Source organism: Pseudogracilibacillus sp. SE30717A (assembly GCF_037071985.1).
Lineage (GTDB): Bacteria > Bacillota > Bacilli > Bacillales > Amphibacillaceae > Pseudogracilibacillus.
On sequence record NZ_JAXHDF010000006.1, the window covers coordinates 22,673 to 39,732 of the forward strand.

Genomic DNA, 17,060 nt, shown 5'->3' on the forward strand with positions numbered 1-17,060 from the left:
TATGGTTTTTATTCTTAGTGTAGTCGTTGTAGGACTAGTTATAATCAATGGAGTACAATACTTTTCCAAAAGAAAATTTAACCAAGAGCTTCAAGAAATTAGTGAAAAAGTAGCAGACATTTTGAAACATTCGTCCTCAGAAAAAGTGCTCATTCAAACAGATCAAAAAAGTATTCAACTTTTTCTTATTCAAATTAACCGTCTCTTGGGCTATAACCAAAAGGTAATTGCGGATTATTCAAAGACAAAAGAAAGTTTAAGAAAAATGCTCTCCAATATGTCACATGATTTGAAAACTCCACTAACTGTTATTTTGGGTTATGTAGAAAAATTAAAATTGGATCAAAATTTGACCGAACGAGAGCGGAATGAGATCACTTTCCGCCTTCATCAAAAAACGTTAAGTGTAATCGAGCTAATGAATAATTTTTTTGATCTTGTAAAAATTGAATCGGATGATTATTCAATTCCTTTAAGCAGAATATCAATTAATGAAATTTGTCGAAAAAATGTGTTGGAATTTTTTGAATTACTACAAGCAACAGGTCTTCAAGTTGAGATTGATATCCCAGAACAACCTTATTATGTCCTTGGAAACGAAGACGCGTTAAATCGCATACTTAGTAATTTAATCTCTAACTCCATTCGATATGGAAGTGATGGAGGAGTGTTTGGTTTAACGCTTCGAGAAGATGGAAAATACATGGCAATAGACATTTGGGATAAAGGGAAAGGAATATCTGAGGTACATCAAGATCGGGTGTTTGAACGGTTATATACGTTAGATGATGCAAGAAATCCACAATTTCTAAGAAGTGGCCTTGGTTTAAGTATTACAAAACGATTAACAGAATCTATGAAGGGCTCTATTCATCTAAGTAGTAAGCCATATAAAAAAACTGTCTTTACTTGTGTATTTAAACGTATTAATTTGTAAGAAGAGGTGTTCTGTTGACCTACCTTAACGCGGTTCACAAGTATTTAAGAAATTTGTAAGGAATGGGAAAGAAAAATAATATATCTGTTCCTTATGATGAAAGTAGATACTAAGGGAGGTAAAAAAAATGAATAACGCCATTCGAACAAAAGGGCTTACGAAAAAAGCTAATGGTAGAGAGCTCGTTTCTAATATCAACCTTCATATTATTAAAGGAGAAATATATGGGTTCCTCGGGCAAAATGGATCTGGAAAAACAACCATTATGAAAATGCTCACTGGATTAATGATCCCCACATGTGGAGAAATAGAATTATTAGGTAACTTATTGACTGAAAAAACGAAATCGGTTTTAAAACGGGTCGGAAGTGTTATTGAATATCCCATTTTTTTTGATCATTTAACCGCCATTGAGAATGTAAAACTTCATTGTGATTATTTAGGGTTTTATGATGATAAAGCTATAAGCGAAGCCTTGGATTTGGTTCACTTAAAGGGTGTTGAAAAAAAGCAAGTGAAGAACTTTTCACTCGGAATGAAGCAGCGATTAGGGATTGCTAGAGCGATCATCACTAAGCCTGAACTAATTGTTTTAGATGAACCAACCAATGGGCTGGATCCAGTAGGTATCAAGGATGTCCGTGATTTAATCCTTATGCTTAATAAGGATTACGGGATTACCTTTCTGCTTTCAAGTCATATTTTAGGTGAAATGGAACAGATTGTAGACAGGATTGGTGTGATTAATAACGGAAAGTTAATAAATGAGGTCTCTTTAGCGGATATTCGAAAGCAACGAACGGATTATATTGAGCTTGTAACGACGGATGTAGAAAAAACAGTTTATTTACTTGAAAGTGAACTCCAAATTTCCAATATGAAAATCATCCAAGATAAAAAAATTCGGATTTATGATTGGACACAATCACTAAATACCATCTCCAAAATGTTAGTCTTACATGATATAGAGATAGAAGGAATTCAAAAACATATAAGTTCATTGGAAGACTATTTTTATAAGCAAATTAATGGGGGACGGCATAGTGAATAAACTAGTAAAGCTAGAATGGATAAAATTAAAACAAAAATCTATTTTAGGTGAGATAGTCATTTATTTGTCTATTCTTATGTTGTTGCCGTTGTTTTTTATAAAAATGGTAAGCGCTGATTTTGGACAGAACTTTGATTCTCTGTTCGAACTTATTAAGTCCATCCAGAGGGGGATGGTTCTGTTGGGGGCATCGATGATTAGTCAGGTTTTCATAGAGGAATATAAAAATAAAACCATCACACTCTCCTTCGGATATCCGATTAGCAGAAAAAAACTGTTTTTGGCAAAAGTGTTGTTTATCGCCCTTTTTATCTTTATGGTTACCATTGTCTCTTTTCTATTGACAGGGGTGGCAACATATTTACTTAATCAAGTGTTGCCTATTATTCATTTTTCAATAACGGGATCAAATATTGTAAGTTACTTTAGTGGTATGATTGTTGGATCGTTTATTGTCACGCTAATTAGTTTCATTCCGCTCTTTTTCTTTGCAATTTGGAAAAGAGCAACAGTTTCAACCGTAATCTGCGCAATAATAGCAATGAATTTACCAAACTTTTCCCCGATTTTTCATTTTAATAATGAGCTTATGATAGTAATACTATGTTCAATAGGGGCACTAAGTGTTTATCTTTCTATAAAGACAGCTGACCGGATAGGGGAGATATAGTTACATCTTTAATCGTTGGATGTATTTTCATCGTATGTTTGAGAGGAGTTTGAAGGTGATAAGCGATTTGAATAACGAAAAAATACCGAAGGAAGCGATTAAAGTATAACCTTGTAAAGGAGTTGCTTGGCTGTAAGGTAGTCGCGTTATATCTATTTGGTTCTGCCGTAATTGGTGGCTTGCGCATTAACAGTGATGTAGATGTCCTAGTGGTTGTAAATCATAGTTTACCTTAATTAACACGGAGAGAGTTTACAGACAGACTAATGCTTATATCTGGAAAGATAGGAAATACAGATTCTATGAGACCACTTTAAGTCACTGTCATAAATCATGGAGACGTTGCACCCTGGCGATATCCGCCAAAAAACGAATTTATCTATGGGGAGTGGCTCAGGGAAGAATTTGAGAATGGCCAAATCCCAGAACCAACTTCTGTCCCTGATTTGGCTATTGTTTTAGCACAAGTAAGAAAGAATAGTGTTTCACTTTTTGGTCCTTATGCTTCCGATACACTTGCCCCCGTGCCCGCGACAGATATTTGAAGAGCGATTAAGGATTCTTTACCGGGGTTAATTGAGGATATCAAGGGTGATGAACGTAACGTAATTTTAACCTTAGCTAGGATGTGGTTAACAGTAACTGTTGGTGAAAATTCTCCAAAAGATGCGGCTGCAGCATGGGCTATTCCACGGTTGCCTGAACAGCATGCAACTTTACTTGATTTAGCTAGAAAAGCCTATCGGGGAGAGTATGTTGATCAATGGGAAAGACCGGACTCCGAGGTGAGGACACTTGTTAATCATATGAAAAAATCTATAGAGTCATATCTTAGTGGCGGAGCATAAAGCGATAACAATGCAAATATAGACGCATTTCTCTGTAAACTTATGGTAAATAAATAATCCATTTTTTAAAAAAATGGATTATTTTGCGGAACCGATGTTCAAACTCCTTAATTACTAATCTATAGTGATTTCCAGTTAAGATAGATTGGTGGATCACTCTTTATGATCTAATCGCGGTAAAATCTCTTAGAAAACTTAAGGAGAAAATTTTATTCTAGTGTCTATCCATAATTCTGAATTTGTATTCTTAAAAATAAACAACCTCCTCAAGCATTATTTAAAAAGATTCATGGTTGTTCGTTTATTCAGGGATGGACGGGATCAGCTCTACGAGTCAGATCGTTTTGCACCATTATCAAGTATGTTAAACCATTCTCTATTTCTCCCTAGACATCTATTTCCTTTTATTGTATAATTTTAACTAACTAATTAGTTAGTCATTGAAGGTGAGGGGAGATTTAATGTCCAAAAAGAAAAGTGAAGTTAGCCGGGGGAAAATACTTTCTTCTGCTGAACGGCTGTTTGCTGCTAACGGTTACCATGGCACTACAGTTAGTCAAATTGTGAATGAAGCTGGTTTGACGCAGGCAGCGTTTTATCTATATTTTAAAAGTAAAGAAGAAATACTCAATGAAATATTTTGTATCTTTGAAGAACAATTAGTTCACTTTGTAGAAGCAGGTCGACAAATCAGGCAAAAGTCCTCATCCGAAGTGGAGGAATATTTATTTCAATCCTATATCGATTTGTTTAAATTGTTCGGGGCAAATAAAAATGTTACCAAAATCGTATTCAATGAAGGTAGTAAAGGAGAAGAATTGCGAAGCAGAATAGTTAAACAGATTCATGCAAACATGGTTCAAAACCAATCACTTGGAATTATAAGATCTGAAGTTGACACAGAATTGTTTGCAGAATTACTAGTTGCTTCTATTGAACGCATTGTTGTCCGTTATGGGATGGATGAAGAAGGGGGGTACTCCGCTGAGGCGTTAGGAGGTTCACTTGGAGGTATCGTCTGTCATGGAGTGTTAAATAAAATGTGAATTGATCCTATATGTATGTTGGAACTCATACTAAAAATAAAAGGAGATAAATAATGGATATCAATTTTTGGATGTTGATGTTTTTAATCGTCTTTATGCTTCATAATTTTGAAGAAATATTTACGATAGAATATTGGTTTAACACGACATATGCTGATATAAAAGAACATATTCCTTCATCAATTATAATAGAATTAGAGAAGTCAAAATCAATGACGGCTGGCCAGTTCGCAATGGCTGTGTGTGTGTTGTTTCTTGCTGTCTCCATGCTTTTAACCATCTCAGTAACAACAGAACTTTATTGGCTTTTTTTGGGGGCTAATATATTTTTTGCTTTAAATATTCTTACTCACCCTATCCAAGCGTTATTGCTTAGAAGATATGTTCCTGGATTATTGACAAGTATTTTTCTTATAGTGCCTTACAATTTGATTCTTTTTAACGTATTGTATCAAGAAGCTATGCTGGATACTAGTATGATTGTTTTATCTCTGATCGTAGGCGCCTTGTTTGTCCCACTGCTCTTATTGAGCCATAAAATAGCTGAGATATGGAAACAAAGATATACTTAAATATTATCTGGACATAGAAGTTCTTAGTAAAAAAAGCGAGTTCTTTATCAATTCCAGTTTTGCTACTCCATATAAAAAGGTTATTAGAGTTATACTCTTATAACCTTTTTATATTCCGATTCCAATAAATTGTACTCTATATTGGCAATCATTTAGAAGACAAAAAGTTAAAACTACCCAATTAATTTGGTTGTATATGTCCAAAGATTTTGACATTATTGTCGTAATTGATATAATGAAAATGTCCAATACTTTTGACATAGGTGATACTTTTGAAAAATAAAATTAAAGCAATACGAAAGAAACTAGGGATAACACAAGAGCAACTTGCCAAGGAGTGTGGAGTTGTTAGACAAACAATAAACTGTATAGAGAATGATAAATATGATCCCACACTAGAGCTGGCTTTCAAATTATCAAAAACATTAAGAGTAAAGGTAGATGAATTGTTTATTTATGAGTAAATTTCATTCGAATTATATAATAACAATGAAAGATATTGTAAGGGAAGGAAATGAAATCCTACATCTACCAACACAAAAAGTGATGGTACCTCCATCTGAGGAAGATAAGGAAACATTAGCTTGTATGATGAATTTTTTGAAAAATAGTCAAGACTCCTATCTATCTAAAAAATATAGATTACGTGCAGGAGTTGGCTTATCAGCGAATCAGATTGGCTTGAATAAACGTATGTTTGTAGCTTATTTAACTGACGAAAAGGGGATAGAACATGAATTTACCTTTATTAATCCCAAAATAATCAGCCATTCAGTTTCTTTGATTTACTTACCGCAAAGTGAAGGTTGCCTCTCTGTTGATCAAGATATAAAAGGGTTTGTCCCAAGATATGAGAGGATTAAAGTGAAAGGGTTTAATTTAGAGGGAGAAGAAATAGTATTGAAACTAAGTGGCTATTCCTCTATTGTTATTCAACATGAAATAGATCATTTAAATGGAATCATGTTTTATGAGCGCATTAATAAAGAAAGTCCTTTTAAACTACCGGAAAACGCTAAAGGTTTGTACTGAAATTTTCACAAATTAGGTCGGTATTCTAAGTTGTATAATGATATTCTGGGTCAGAAACGAATTATTATTCTCCCAACACAACGTCTATACAGAGTCCTTAATGATATTGTTACATCCGCATAGTATTTTCCTGCATAGTAGAATCATCAAAAAAACTCCAAAAGCCTAGAAATGTTTAATCTATTATCCTAAAGGAATGAATATGATTTCCTTTAGGATATATTTATTTATAACATGTATTTCTAAATCCTCATCCTTCTATGAAGGATTTTTTGTTTTTGAATAAAACATTCTTTAAATGAGCAAAATAATAAGACAAAGAAGTTAAAGGAATATGTATATGAAGTATGACTCTATTTCAGTTATCCATTTTATTTTATTATCCATGACATTTATTGGTTTAAAAAACCACGTGACCATTTTGCCACCACTTTTATCGCATGCAGGAAGAGATGGGTGGGCGTCTGTTTTACTGTCCACTTTTTTCTTATTATTCTGGGTGTTTTTACTTTTATACATACATAAAAAAACAAATCAAAAAGAGATCAAACAATTGTTAGGAGAACAGATAGGTAAAGTATGGTCTACTATTTTTCATGTTATTTTGGCTATTTTTTTTATGTTATTGGCAGCTTTTACGATGCGGGAGACATTACAATGGATTAATGCGACTTTCTTAATTGAAACTCCTATTTTGTCTTTATTAATTATCTATGTAGTACTATGTATCATGCTTGCATCGACAAGTTTACGAACAATTTTAATTACGAATGCTATCGTTTTATTCGGAGTTGTTATTTTCGGCTTTTTTGTAGCGATTGTTAATATTCAGGTAAAAGATTACGTCTTATTATTGCCCTTATTTGAACACGGTTTTCAACCCGTATTAAAAGGTATGATATATCCAGCATCGGGAACGATTGAAGTTGTATTTCTGCTTTTTTTGCAGCACAAAATGAAAGGTCGTCTTCGATTTATTCACTATCTCATCATCATTGGAATTTTGACGATACTAACACTAGGTCCATTGCTTGGAGCAATTACTGAGTTTGGTCCTGATGAAGCGATAAAACAAAGATTTCCCGCTTATGAAGAATGGGGGCTTGTTAGTATAGGTCGATTCATTGAGCATCTCGATTTTCTATCTATTTATCAATGGTTAACAGGAGCATTTATTAGAGTAGGATTAATATTATATATCGTTATTCATCTGTTTGATTTTCATAGGAAACCAAAGAAAATATGGTTTATCATTTCTCCAGCATTTCTTATAATATGTCTTATTTTATTGAAAGTGGAAGATCACACATTTATTAAATGGCAAGGAGATTATTTTTTACCTATGACTTTTGTTATGTTTTTTATCATCTCCCTGTTTTACGGATTGGTTGCTTTTATCTCTAGTAGAAAGAGGAGGCAGAAACGTGAGTTCAAATGAGAAAGAAAGTGGTTTAGATGCTAATAATGAAAGGATAGCGAATGCTAAACAATTAAAACAGTTATTTGAAAGATCGTCTGATGTAAACTTTCAAAAATATACATTTAGTAAGTATAGTGTCTTTTTTATTACGTGTGATTCAATGATTGACAAACAAATGTTGCAAAGCGTAATTGTGGAAAGAGTACAGAAATACCTACTAAATACGGATGATAAGCCAATAAAAAAAACGATAGAAAATCAACTGCACATTCCTAGTCTACAAAAATTAGAAACTCAGGAAGATATTATTTCACATGTTTATACGGGACATGTCCTTCTTTACTTTGAAGATGTCAACCTGATTTACTCAAGTAATATTGAAAGCAAACCTAATCGTAATCCAGAGGAAACAAAAACGGAAGTCCCTGTTAAAGGTCCGAGAGATAACTTTATTGAAGATATTTCCGTTAATATTGCACTAGTAAGAAAACGGTTACCGACAAATTCTCTATGTGTAGAAAAGTTTGAAGTAGGAAAAAGGACAAAAACAGCAGTAGCAGTTCTATATTTCGATGATATTGTAAACAAAGATATTATTAATGGAGTCAAAGATAAAATTGAAAAAATTGATTCAAATATAGATGTACTTTTTAGCGGGGATATTTTAATGGAGTTTATTGATAAGCGTTCCAAACTTTTCCCTAGACATGACTATACGGGAAGACCAGACTTTGCTGTGCAATCTTTAATAAGAGGGCGAGTGTTTATTCTTGTTGATGGGGTGGCGTACGGATTGATCACACCAGTCAATCTTTTTTTACTTTTTAAGACTCCAGAAGACAATGAATATCCGACCGTATTTAGCTCATTTGCACGATTATTACGAGTATTTGGAATTATAGTAGGTACATTACTTCCGGCTTTTTGGTTAGCCTTAACAACCTATCATCAACACCAATTACCACTACAATTACTTGCGACAGTTGTTCAAGCAAGTACGGGGCTACCGTTCCCGGCTGCTTTTGAAATGATACTTATGCTTATTATGTTTGAACTGTTTCGTGAAGCGGGACTACGATTGCCAGAAGCAATTGGAGGTACATTAAGTGTAGTTGGGGGGCTAATTATTGGAGATGCAGCAATTCGTGCAGGAATAACGAGTCCAGCAATGGTTGTAATCATAGCTGTATCGGTTATATCTACGTTTACTTTAGTCAATCAATCATTTGTTTCCGCTGTAAGTATCATTCGTATCGTAACCATTTTAGCCACTGCTTTATTTGGGTTATTTGGATTCTTTGTAGCCTTTTACTTTGTCCTTTTATATTTAGCCAATATCCGAATTTTTGGAACTCCATACTTAAATGTAGCAGATCATATAAAATGGTCCATAATAAAACACACATTTTTACGTCAATCCCAAATTAATTATAAATACCGTCCAACTGAATTAAAGACAATTGATAAGACAAGATTAAAAGAGGATAAAAAATGAAAATAACAATCAAAATTGTAATGATGACTGTACTGGTAGTTCCATTTCTTTCGGGATGTTGGGATAATAATGAAGCTGAACGGTTGTTGTATGCCCACGCAATCGGTATTGATTTTGTGGATAATCAATATAAGGTTGATTTACAAATAATCAATTTAACAAGTGTTGCTAAGTCAGAAACGCCTATTTCAGCGGAAGAATCTCAATCTGAAGTTGGAAGTGCTACTGGAAAAACGATGGAAGAAGCAATTGCTAATTTATATAAGTCGTTAGACGCGGAACTTTTCTGGGGGCATTTAACTTATATTATTTTTTCTGAAGAGGCATTAAAAGAAAAACGAGTGAATGAAGTGATTGACAGTTTTATTCGTTATTACGAAACTAGATATAGAATTTGGGTATACAGTACAAAAGATGATATTAAAGAAATACTATTAACTGTACCAATTAACAATCTCCCTATAACGATTTCTAAACTGGATGATCCTTTAAACTCATATAGTCAATATTCTTTTATTCGCCCAATCAATATACGAGAACTCATTATTGGATTAAATGAACCTAATCATGAAATTGTCATACCATTTGTCACAGCTAAGGAAAATTGGAGTGTTTCAAAGGGAAAATCACCAAAACCCACTATAATTGGAGGGAGTCTTTTAAGTTCAACTTCCTATAAAGAAACGTTATTAGGTAGCAAAATAGCAGGTCTTCAATGGATGAATAGCAAGTCCAAAGAAGGAGAAGTGTCTTTCTTACTGAAAAAAGATAAGGAGGAATCACTTGCGTCTATTTTTATACAAGATGTAAATGTGAAAGTCACCCCCATTATTAAGCAAAATGACGTGACATTTGATGTTACCATATCGGTGAAAGCTCTTGGTAATATCATTCCTTCAGGGGCAAAAATGACAGATTTAGAAAAAGGAGTAAAGGACACGATAAAACAAGAGGTAAAGAGGACGTATATGGAGGCATTAGAACATGATGTAGATATTTACCGTTTATCAGAATTTGTTTATCGATACCATAATAAAGAATGGAAAAGATTACAGGAAAATGGAAAAGTAAAATTAGATGAGGATTCACTTTCGATAGATGTTAAGATACGAAAGTTTAAATCAGGAAGAAAATCTATTGATAATTTATAAGAGCTAACGTACTTCATCCATCAAACGATATAGTATAGTTTCACGTATAATTCTTTATTAGGTAAAATACTCAACTTTACAAGAAAGCACGTACTATGTGTTTTTCAAATTTAATATTCTCCTAAAAGGAAAAATAATTATCCCTCTAATGATTAGTACCACATAATGAATTGTACCCGTTTTGTAAATTATTCATAACGGTGGAATTCATGTGATAAGTAGAAGCTTAAGCAGGTAATAAAAATAGCATTGTACTCTTAACTGCAATGCTATTTTTAATGGCTTATTTTGTTGTAATGGATTATTATTTCGTCTAATTGTTTGCCCACCCCTGATGGTTTCGTGATAAATAAATAGTTGCTAACTCTATTATTTTTCTTCCCACGGTAAGATATCTTCCTTTCAGAATCACTCTATAGCCGATTCACCACATACGTTTCACAATACATAAAAATTCCCTAATTTAATTAATGGTTTACTTATTACTTGAAAGTTACTCAACGTCATCTTGTAAACTTTTAATATAATCATTAAATAAGGTTGGTGCTATTAATTAAAGAGGTTATAAAAAACGGGTTTCAGTGAGTACATTTGGATGGTGTTTATTGTAGGTCTGAGTATATTAATAAAAACGTAATATTCTTAAAAACATGGTTTATATAGTAGGGGGAGTTTAATTGAAAAACATACTTTCTTTAATATTATTAGTCTTTCTTACTCTACTGTCGGGTTGTAACTCCGAGGGAGAAGATAATGAATTAATTGATCTTGATGGGGTTGATACAATTTATATACTTAATGGTAGTACTAATGTAAATCTAACAAATACGGAAGATACAAATTTAGAAGTAAATCACGGTAATTATAAGCTTGACATTAAGCAAGATAAGAGTGAGATTCTTCTAAATGTGAAAAAAAGTTGGTATCAATTTGGACCGAGAGTTAATCTAAATAAAAAATTTAAAATAGCTATTCCAAAAGACTTTTCGGGGAAAATAATTTTAGAGGGAGGATCGAGCAATATCACTTCAGATAATTTACAGGCAACGGACCTTGATATTAAAACTAGAAGTGGCAATGTCACAATTGAATATGTGAATTTTCAAAGTAACCTAGAAGTAAACACTGTGAGTGGTAATGTCGATATTTCTTTGAACAATGATTCACCCGATATCAACTTAAAAGTAAATACAGTAAGTGGAAATCAAATGGTTGCAGTTCCCTTAGACAAAATTAACTTGCAAAAAGAAAATAGAATTGAAGGAACATCTGGAAATGAAACCGACAATGTTCATGTAGAGACGACATCAGGAAATATTTCGATTAAATGATTTAGTATTTCATTATTATGACTTGGACGGTAATGCATTTAATTGGTTCACTGTTTTGGCTAGACTGAAATTACTTTATTGCTTATTTTTAGAAAATCTGAATGTAGTATTTACATTCCTATCACAGAGGTGAATAAAATGAATTCTCATAATCGGACTTATGGGGAATGGAGTGGTTTGGATACCTCTATTGTGTTCATTGCTTGGCTTATTCTAAGTACGGAACCACTATTTAATGGGGCAGGAAGAATATTTGATAAATTGTTTTCTTCCCCAGTAATTGCGGATTATATTGGAGCAATTGTAATTCATTTAGTGCAATTAATCATCGTAGTAGTTTTCGTTCTTTCTAAACACCAAATTTCTTGGAAAAATTTCGGATTTCGTTCGATATCAAAGCAAAGTCTGAAACACTTATTTTTATGGAGTATTATCGGGTTGATACTAAATGCGACTGTATTAAGCTTAACCGCACTTGTGTGGTCTGGGGGATCTTCTAAAGCCGATACCATTCAAAGTACAGGATTCTTCTTATCGATAGTAATGGTGGCAATCATTGCCCCGATTGTGGAAGAAATTGTTTTTCGGGGAGTAATCTATAAATTTTTGCGAGTAAAGTTGGGGGTTCCACTAGCAATTTTAATAAATGGTTTTCTATTTGGTATTAACCATGCTCCTTCATGGGAACTGTTATTAAATGCTGCAGTAATGGGGGCGTTTTTTGCATATATTTATGAGCGTTCTGGTACTTTATGGGTACCTATTATTGTTCACGGTCTTACAAACGCTGCTGTAACAATTTTGTTTTTTTTACTTATCGGAACATAACATACTCTCGTTCGTTGTCTAAGTACCTCAGATGGAAATATTTTGACGGATTTTATGTGTATCTTTTGTAAGTTTCGCTATATTAACTTTCTTTAAATACCGACATGGATTAAATGTAATTGTAATGCTCATTTTTCCTTTATGTTATTGCAGTAAGAGGAGATAAGCCACACATGTTTACCGATGATCCAACAGTTTCAATATATTTTTATTTTGTTGGCATTACTTTCGAAGATTATATAATTGGTATTGGGAATAAACCAAGAGATGTATATAATGACGAAAAAGCGCTTTTTCTGCATCTGAGCTTCGAAAGAAACTCTACGGTGAAAAGATAAAAAAGAGAATACGAAAGATTAAACGATAATCTCATTTCACAAGAGTTGACCTAATGAAATGAAATAGTCAGCATCGTTTAGTTTATTTGATTTGCAAATATTTTTGTTTCATAAAAAGCCTAACTGAACTGATCAATAATTATATGACCCTTATGGCTTTTATTCTTTGATTTAAGAAACCACTAGTTGCATAAGTTTTATAAAAAGGATTTAAAAGTGGATGAAGTACATCAGTTTAGTGAAGAACGTTTGTATTCCTTAAAATTTTCTTGACAAGATGTAAATTACTAATTATTATTTAACTAGTTAGACTAACTAATTAAAGGAATGATTTGATGAATAATCTAGAAAACTTTTTATTGCCTACTTATATAAATAGGCTTTCCCATTTTTTTTCCCAGTTAATTCAAATAAAAGCCGAACCATATGGAATAACAAATGCACAATTAAATGTAATGTTTTGTCTCGTTGATGGTGACCCGATAACACAAAAACAATTACTCCAATATCTTGATGTCAAATCCTCAACATTAACTGTTTTGCTAGAACATTTGGAACATAAAGGATTAATTATTAGAAATCAGCACCCCGATGATTCGAGAGCAAAAATTCTATTACTAAGTGAAAAAGGGAAGAATTTTATTCAGCAGACTGTGGAACCAATGGCGAAAGAATTGGAAATACATTTGCTAAAAGGATTTAATCCAAGTGAAAAAGAACAATTATTTAATCATTTTGATCGCTTACTTATAAATATGGTACAAATTAAAAAGCAATTTAGAGAGCAATAAGATGTTATTAGCTTAAAATGAGAGGAGATTGGGATATGGAGATATTAAAAAAATTTGCTTCACAGTTTGGAAAGCCAGAAGGAATTTTAGGCAACATTGCAGGCAGATTAATGGCATCGACAGGTGTTCAAAAAAATAAATGGACAGTCTCATTATTAAATATTCAAAGTACGGATAACGTCTTAGAAATTGGCTTCGGACCAGGGGTTGCAACTGAATTAGTGTCAAATGTTATTCACGAGGGACATTATGTAGGAATTGATTATTCTAAGGTCATGTTACAGCAAGCAAAAAACAGAAATAAAGAGGCAATACAAGAAGGTAAAGTTACATTAAAACTAGAGGAAGTAAGTAATGTTCCTTCATTTGAGCTAAAGTTTGATAAAGTATTTTCAGTTAATTCCATTATTTTTTGGGAAGATCCTGTTAAATCATTGAAGAAAATACGACAAATTATGAAGCCTAATGGTCTTATCGCTCTAACTGTTTTACCTTATATGAAGGGGGCAACTGAAGAAACATCTAAAAAGCTAGGAAAGGACATTGTTAGTTATTTAGAACAGGCAGGGTTTTCCAATATTAAAACGGAATTAAAGAAAAAGAAACCCGTTACCGCTATATGTGTACTAGGAGTTAATAGTTAAGAAGAAATCAATTTTGAGTAGAATAATAGGGAGTTTTTTCCATCTCCCGAACGGTGGAATAAAAAGTCCTCCTCGTCTTTGTAGATTGATGCTTATTAGAAATAAGAATTTATAAAATAAGCGAACTTTAACACTACAGCGAGGAGGACCGATAATTATTATGAAGAGGAAATTATATGATTTCAGTATTAGTCTCAGATATAACAAAAGGGACTGTGATTTTAGATTATTCATTTTCATTTGGAGACTTATTCGTTAATCCCCTTTTAATGAGCTTCCGACGATACTGATTAGCTACTTACTGGTGGGAATTTTGCTATACTCTTCCTCATAAAATAATCTTTTCAAATAGCGATTTAGCAGTATGTCCTCAGGATCCATTTGTTTTCTAATTTGTAGGAAATCGTTTAATTTTGGATACATCTCTTGAAGGTCTTGAGCGGTTAGTGTATGCATTTTCCCCCAGTGTGGTCGACCATCATAATGGAGGAACACTTCTTCAATCGCGGCGAAATACGCTTCGTACTCCATTCCTTTATACATATGAATAGCGATATAAGCGGAATCACGTTGATAAGAAGGGCTTAGCCATAGATTATCTGCTTGAACGTAACGGCATTCGATCGGGAAGTGAACTTTAAATTTATTTTTCCGGATCACATAATCAATGTCTTGCAGAACAGTGGCCATTTTGTCGGAGGGAACACTGTATTCCATTTCGTTGAATTTTACCAGTCGTGGAGTAGCGTACATGTCAAAGCTATTACCAATTGCTTTTCCTGTTGGAACTCCCAAGGCAATGATCTTACTAATGAATTTACTCATTTTTGGCTGATTTTTACTTAATTCGGACAATACCCAAAGTGCACCGTTTTCAAGGACCATGTTATTGAAGGTACTATTTCCTTTTAGTTTTGTAACGTCTTTATCTCCCGGTGAATTTAATGTTTTAATTTGACAGGTACTTGAATACGGAAACCAGAAAAACTCGAAATGACGATTGGAGGTTGTTAAGCTATGTAAGTTTGGAAATATCTCACCTGTTGAAGCTCGGCTGCTTTCGCTGATCAGTTGATGAGTGTCGATGACTTGGATTTCTACTTTTACGATGATTCCAAGCATACCGAGAGATAGGCGGGCGGCGTCAAACAAATGGTTGTTTTTATTTTCGGAAACAGTTAATATTTGTCCGTCTGCCGTGACGATGGTTAGTTCGGTGATTTGTGTTGATAGACTACCGTAGTTTATCCCTGATCCATGCGTCCCCGTACTAATTGATCCTGCGATTGTTTGTGAGTTGATATCTCCAAGGTTCTCCATTGCATATCCTTGTTCGTGTAAAAGATGTCCGAGGTCTTTTAGTGTCGTTCCAGCCCAGACAGTAACTCGTTTTTTCTTGTGGTTGATTTGATCGATTCCTCTTAAATTTTCCAATGACAGAAGTACCCCTTCTGTGGCTGCAATAGGGACGAACGAATGGCCAGCTCCGATGACGCGAATTTTTTTCCTTTCGCGTCGGCATGTGTTGACAATATTTCGAATGTGCTCAATGCATTTTGGATAAAGAATATTTTGAGGCTCATTTAAGAAAGATTCCGACCAGTTTTTCCATCTCTTTTTCTTTTTTAAAGGAAACATTGATAATCACCTCGATATGTTTTATACGCGTCTATAATTTTGTCGTCTTTTATCAAATGAATATGATGAAAATGCTCACATAGTTCTCCCGCTTTGCTGTGACGAAGAAAAATCGGATCACCGTGTTTAAGTGGAATGTCTCCGTCATAATAAATGGGAGTCTGGACTTCACCCGCACCTTCGTTAGCGGTGAGGCATGCTCCTTCCGGCAGGTAAATGTGAGGCATTCGGTCCTCGCCCATTGCCCCGGAGGCAATGTAGCCACCACCAGTACAGGTATACATATGTTTTTTCGGTATTCGAGTGATTTCAATAGCGTATGCAAGTGCCGGTAGATTGGAATAATCTTTATAAAAATCAAACAGGCGAGAGTTGAAAAATCCGGAACCGACTGTGATTTCTGTGACATTCTCTTTCGCTGTCTGGTGCAAGCTCCCAGTACCTCCGCCATTTATAAAGCGGAGATCAATTTGTTTCTGGTGAATGACGTCGATAATCTCCTGTCTTTTTTTTATTAAAACTTTTGATGAGTGGTTTTTAAGGAAGCGTACGACCTTGTTTTTCAACCGTTGTTTTGGGTTATTGTCGGTTACGCCAGCAATTTGGGCTTCGTAACCCATGATGCCATCAAGTTTCATGTAGGGTGAGTCATCAATCCGATTGATGAGGGCAACAACTTGGGAAACTGTTTTTACAGGTGATCGATGGACGCCAAAATGCAAACCGGGATATTCGCTTGAGAGATCGATATCCAGGCAGACGAGGAACTTTTGATTATTTTCTGCAGCAATCATTTCAAGATGATTGATATGTTCAATAGAATCAACCATTACGGTTATGGTCTGCTTGTTCATGACTCGGCTTGCTATAGCTTTTAAATGTTCGGGGTTCCAGACAGGATAAGCTATAAGCAAATCGTCCAACCCATTGTCATTTAAATAGATTGCTTCATCAGCAGCATAGCACATGATTCCTTGAAAAGTTGATGAAACGTTAAGGATTTCTTTGAGGATCGGCACACTGCGGATCGATTTGCTAGCAATGCGGATGTTTTTGTTGTTGCTAGCACTTATAATATTTTGTATATTGGTATGAAACATATCCATATCTAAAAATAAACAAGGCTTTGGAATATTTTTTAAAGCATTTTTATAGCTTGTATATGCTTCCATTGGATGTGTCACCTCTTAGAGAAAATTCTCATTATTCATATTTTATCATGGAAGTTGGGTGATATGTGAAAGTATTTTAATTCTTTTTGAACTAAT

At 33.9% G+C, this 17,060-nt stretch carries 16 protein-coding genes and 1 pseudogene; 15 read left to right on the plus strand and 2 right to left on the minus strand.

The window, feature by feature from the left end:
- The first annotated feature begins 1 nt into the window (after position 1).
- The 15 genes and pseudogenes from SPD48_RS10695 (at position 2) to SPD48_RS10765 (ending at position 14,154) form a co-directional block, all read left to right on the plus strand.
- Positions 2-937: a sensor histidine kinase gene (locus SPD48_RS10695; protein ID WP_336258103.1), complete on the plus strand. Its 936-nt coding sequence runs from the start codon at positions 2-4 to the stop codon at positions 935-937.
- 127 nt (positions 938-1,064) lie between these two features.
- A complete protein-coding gene (locus tag SPD48_RS10700; protein WP_336258104.1) occupies positions 1,065-1,988 on the plus strand; it encodes an ATP-binding cassette domain-containing protein in 924 nt (307 codons plus the stop codon).
- Positions 1,981-2,658 (plus strand): ABC transporter permease, encoded by a 678-nt coding sequence (locus SPD48_RS10705; RefSeq protein WP_336258105.1) that lies wholly within the window; start codon positions 1,981-1,983, stop codon positions 2,656-2,658. Before SPD48_RS10700 ends, SPD48_RS10705 begins: the two co-directional genes overlap by 8 nt.
- Before the next feature lie 58 nt (positions 2,659-2,716).
- Positions 2,717-3,506, plus strand: a pseudogene (gene ant(9) / locus SPD48_RS10710) (aminoglycoside nucleotidyltransferase ANT(9)).
- A gap of 461 nt (positions 3,507-3,967) precedes the next feature.
- Positions 3,968-4,552 (plus strand): TetR/AcrR family transcriptional regulator, encoded by a 585-nt coding sequence (locus SPD48_RS10715; protein WP_336258106.1) that lies wholly within the window; start codon positions 3,968-3,970, stop codon positions 4,550-4,552.
- 53 nt (positions 4,553-4,605) lie between these two features.
- The gene (locus tag SPD48_RS10720; protein WP_336258107.1) at positions 4,606-5,124 is read left to right on the plus strand and encodes an HXXEE domain-containing protein; all 519 of its coding nucleotides are present in this window, start codon (positions 4,606-4,608) and stop codon (positions 5,122-5,124) included.
- Positions 5,125-5,396: 272 nt separating this feature from the next.
- Positions 5,397-5,588, plus strand: a complete 192-nt coding sequence (locus SPD48_RS10725; RefSeq protein ID WP_336258108.1) for a helix-turn-helix transcriptional regulator — start codon at positions 5,397-5,399, stop codon at positions 5,586-5,588.
- The gene (gene def / locus SPD48_RS10730; RefSeq protein ID WP_336258364.1) at positions 5,581-6,156 is read left to right on the plus strand and encodes a peptide deformylase; all 576 of its coding nucleotides are present in this window, start codon (positions 5,581-5,583) and stop codon (positions 6,154-6,156) included. Before SPD48_RS10725 ends, def begins: the two co-directional genes overlap by 8 nt.
- Before the next feature lie 334 nt (positions 6,157-6,490).
- Positions 6,491-7,594, plus strand: a complete 1,104-nt coding sequence (locus tag SPD48_RS10735; protein WP_336258109.1) for a GerAB/ArcD/ProY family transporter — start codon at positions 6,491-6,493, stop codon at positions 7,592-7,594.
- Positions 7,581-9,071 carry a spore germination protein gene (locus SPD48_RS10740; protein ID WP_336258110.1) on the plus strand — a complete coding sequence of 497 codons (1,491 nt, stop codon included), beginning with the start codon at positions 7,581-7,583 and terminating at the stop codon, positions 9,069-9,071. Before SPD48_RS10735 ends, SPD48_RS10740 begins: the two co-directional genes overlap by 14 nt.
- Positions 9,068-10,222: a Ger(x)C family spore germination protein gene (locus tag SPD48_RS10745; protein ID WP_336258111.1), complete on the plus strand. Its 1,155-nt coding sequence runs from the start codon at positions 9,068-9,070 to the stop codon at positions 10,220-10,222. The genes SPD48_RS10740 and SPD48_RS10745 overlap by 4 nt, the downstream gene beginning before the upstream one ends.
- Positions 10,223-10,899: 677 nt before the next feature.
- Complete coding sequence (locus SPD48_RS10750; protein WP_336258112.1) at positions 10,900-11,553, plus strand: DUF4097 family beta strand repeat-containing protein; 654 nt, start codon at positions 10,900-10,902, stop codon at positions 11,551-11,553.
- A 138-nt stretch (positions 11,554-11,691) separates the two neighbouring features.
- Positions 11,692-12,381 carry a CPBP family intramembrane glutamic endopeptidase gene (locus tag SPD48_RS10755; RefSeq protein ID WP_336258113.1) on the plus strand — a complete coding sequence of 230 codons (690 nt, stop codon included), beginning with the start codon at positions 11,692-11,694 and terminating at the stop codon, positions 12,379-12,381.
- Positions 12,382-13,054: 673 nt separating this feature from the next.
- Complete coding sequence (locus SPD48_RS10760) at positions 13,055-13,510, plus strand: MarR family winged helix-turn-helix transcriptional regulator (protein ID WP_336258114.1); 456 nt, start codon at positions 13,055-13,057, stop codon at positions 13,508-13,510.
- 35 nt (positions 13,511-13,545) lie between these two features.
- On the plus strand, positions 13,546-14,154 hold the full coding sequence (locus SPD48_RS10765) for a class I SAM-dependent methyltransferase (protein WP_336258115.1): 609 nt from the start codon (positions 13,546-13,548) through the stop codon (positions 14,152-14,154).
- 294 nt (positions 14,155-14,448) lie between these two features.
- On the opposite strand, the gene SPD48_RS10770 is transcribed toward SPD48_RS10765, so the two are convergent.
- A complete protein-coding gene (locus SPD48_RS10770; RefSeq protein ID WP_336258116.1) occupies positions 14,449-15,792 on the minus strand; it encodes a D-arabinono-1,4-lactone oxidase in 1,344 nt (447 codons plus the stop codon).
- Positions 15,780-16,964 (minus strand): alanine racemase, encoded by a 1,185-nt coding sequence (locus SPD48_RS10775; RefSeq protein WP_336258117.1) that lies wholly within the window; start codon positions 16,962-16,964, stop codon positions 15,780-15,782. Before SPD48_RS10775 ends, SPD48_RS10770 begins: the two co-directional genes overlap by 13 nt.
- Positions 16,965-17,060 lie beyond the last annotated feature (96 nt).

What these genes read in the sequence shown, in the direction of transcription:
- def (WP_336258364.1), top strand. Translation starts at nt 5,581, where the DNA reads ATGAGTAAATTTCATTCGAATTATATAATAACAATGAAAGATATTGTA.
- SPD48_RS10755 (WP_336258113.1), top strand. Translation starts at nt 11,692, where the DNA reads ATGAATTCTCATAATCGGACTTATGGGGAATGGAGTGGTTTGGATACC.
- SPD48_RS10770 (WP_336258116.1), bottom strand. Translation starts at nt 15,792, where the DNA reads ATGTTTCCTTTAAAAAAGAAAAAGAGATGGAAAAACTGGTCGGAATCT.
- SPD48_RS10775 (WP_336258117.1), bottom strand. Translation starts at nt 16,964, where the DNA reads ATGGAAGCATATACAAGCTATAAAAATGCTTTAAAAAATATTCCAAAG.
- SPD48_RS10695 (WP_336258103.1), top strand. Translation starts at nt 2, where the DNA reads ATGGTTTTTATTCTTAGTGTAGTCGTTGTAGGACTAGTTATAATCAAT.
- SPD48_RS10700 (WP_336258104.1), top strand. Translation starts at nt 1,065, where the DNA reads ATGAATAACGCCATTCGAACAAAAGGGCTTACGAAAAAAGCTAATGGT.
- SPD48_RS10760 (WP_336258114.1), top strand. Translation starts at nt 13,055, where the DNA reads ATGAATAATCTAGAAAACTTTTTATTGCCTACTTATATAAATAGGCTT.
- SPD48_RS10765 (WP_336258115.1), top strand. Translation starts at nt 13,546, where the DNA reads ATGGAGATATTAAAAAAATTTGCTTCACAGTTTGGAAAGCCAGAAGGA.
- SPD48_RS10720 (WP_336258107.1), top strand. Translation starts at nt 4,606, where the DNA reads ATGGATATCAATTTTTGGATGTTGATGTTTTTAATCGTCTTTATGCTT.
- SPD48_RS10735 (WP_336258109.1), top strand. Translation starts at nt 6,491, where the DNA reads ATGTATATGAAGTATGACTCTATTTCAGTTATCCATTTTATTTTATTA.
- SPD48_RS10715 (WP_336258106.1), top strand. Translation starts at nt 3,968, where the DNA reads ATGTCCAAAAAGAAAAGTGAAGTTAGCCGGGGGAAAATACTTTCTTCT.
- SPD48_RS10745 (WP_336258111.1), top strand. Translation starts at nt 9,068, where the DNA reads ATGAAAATAACAATCAAAATTGTAATGATGACTGTACTGGTAGTTCCA.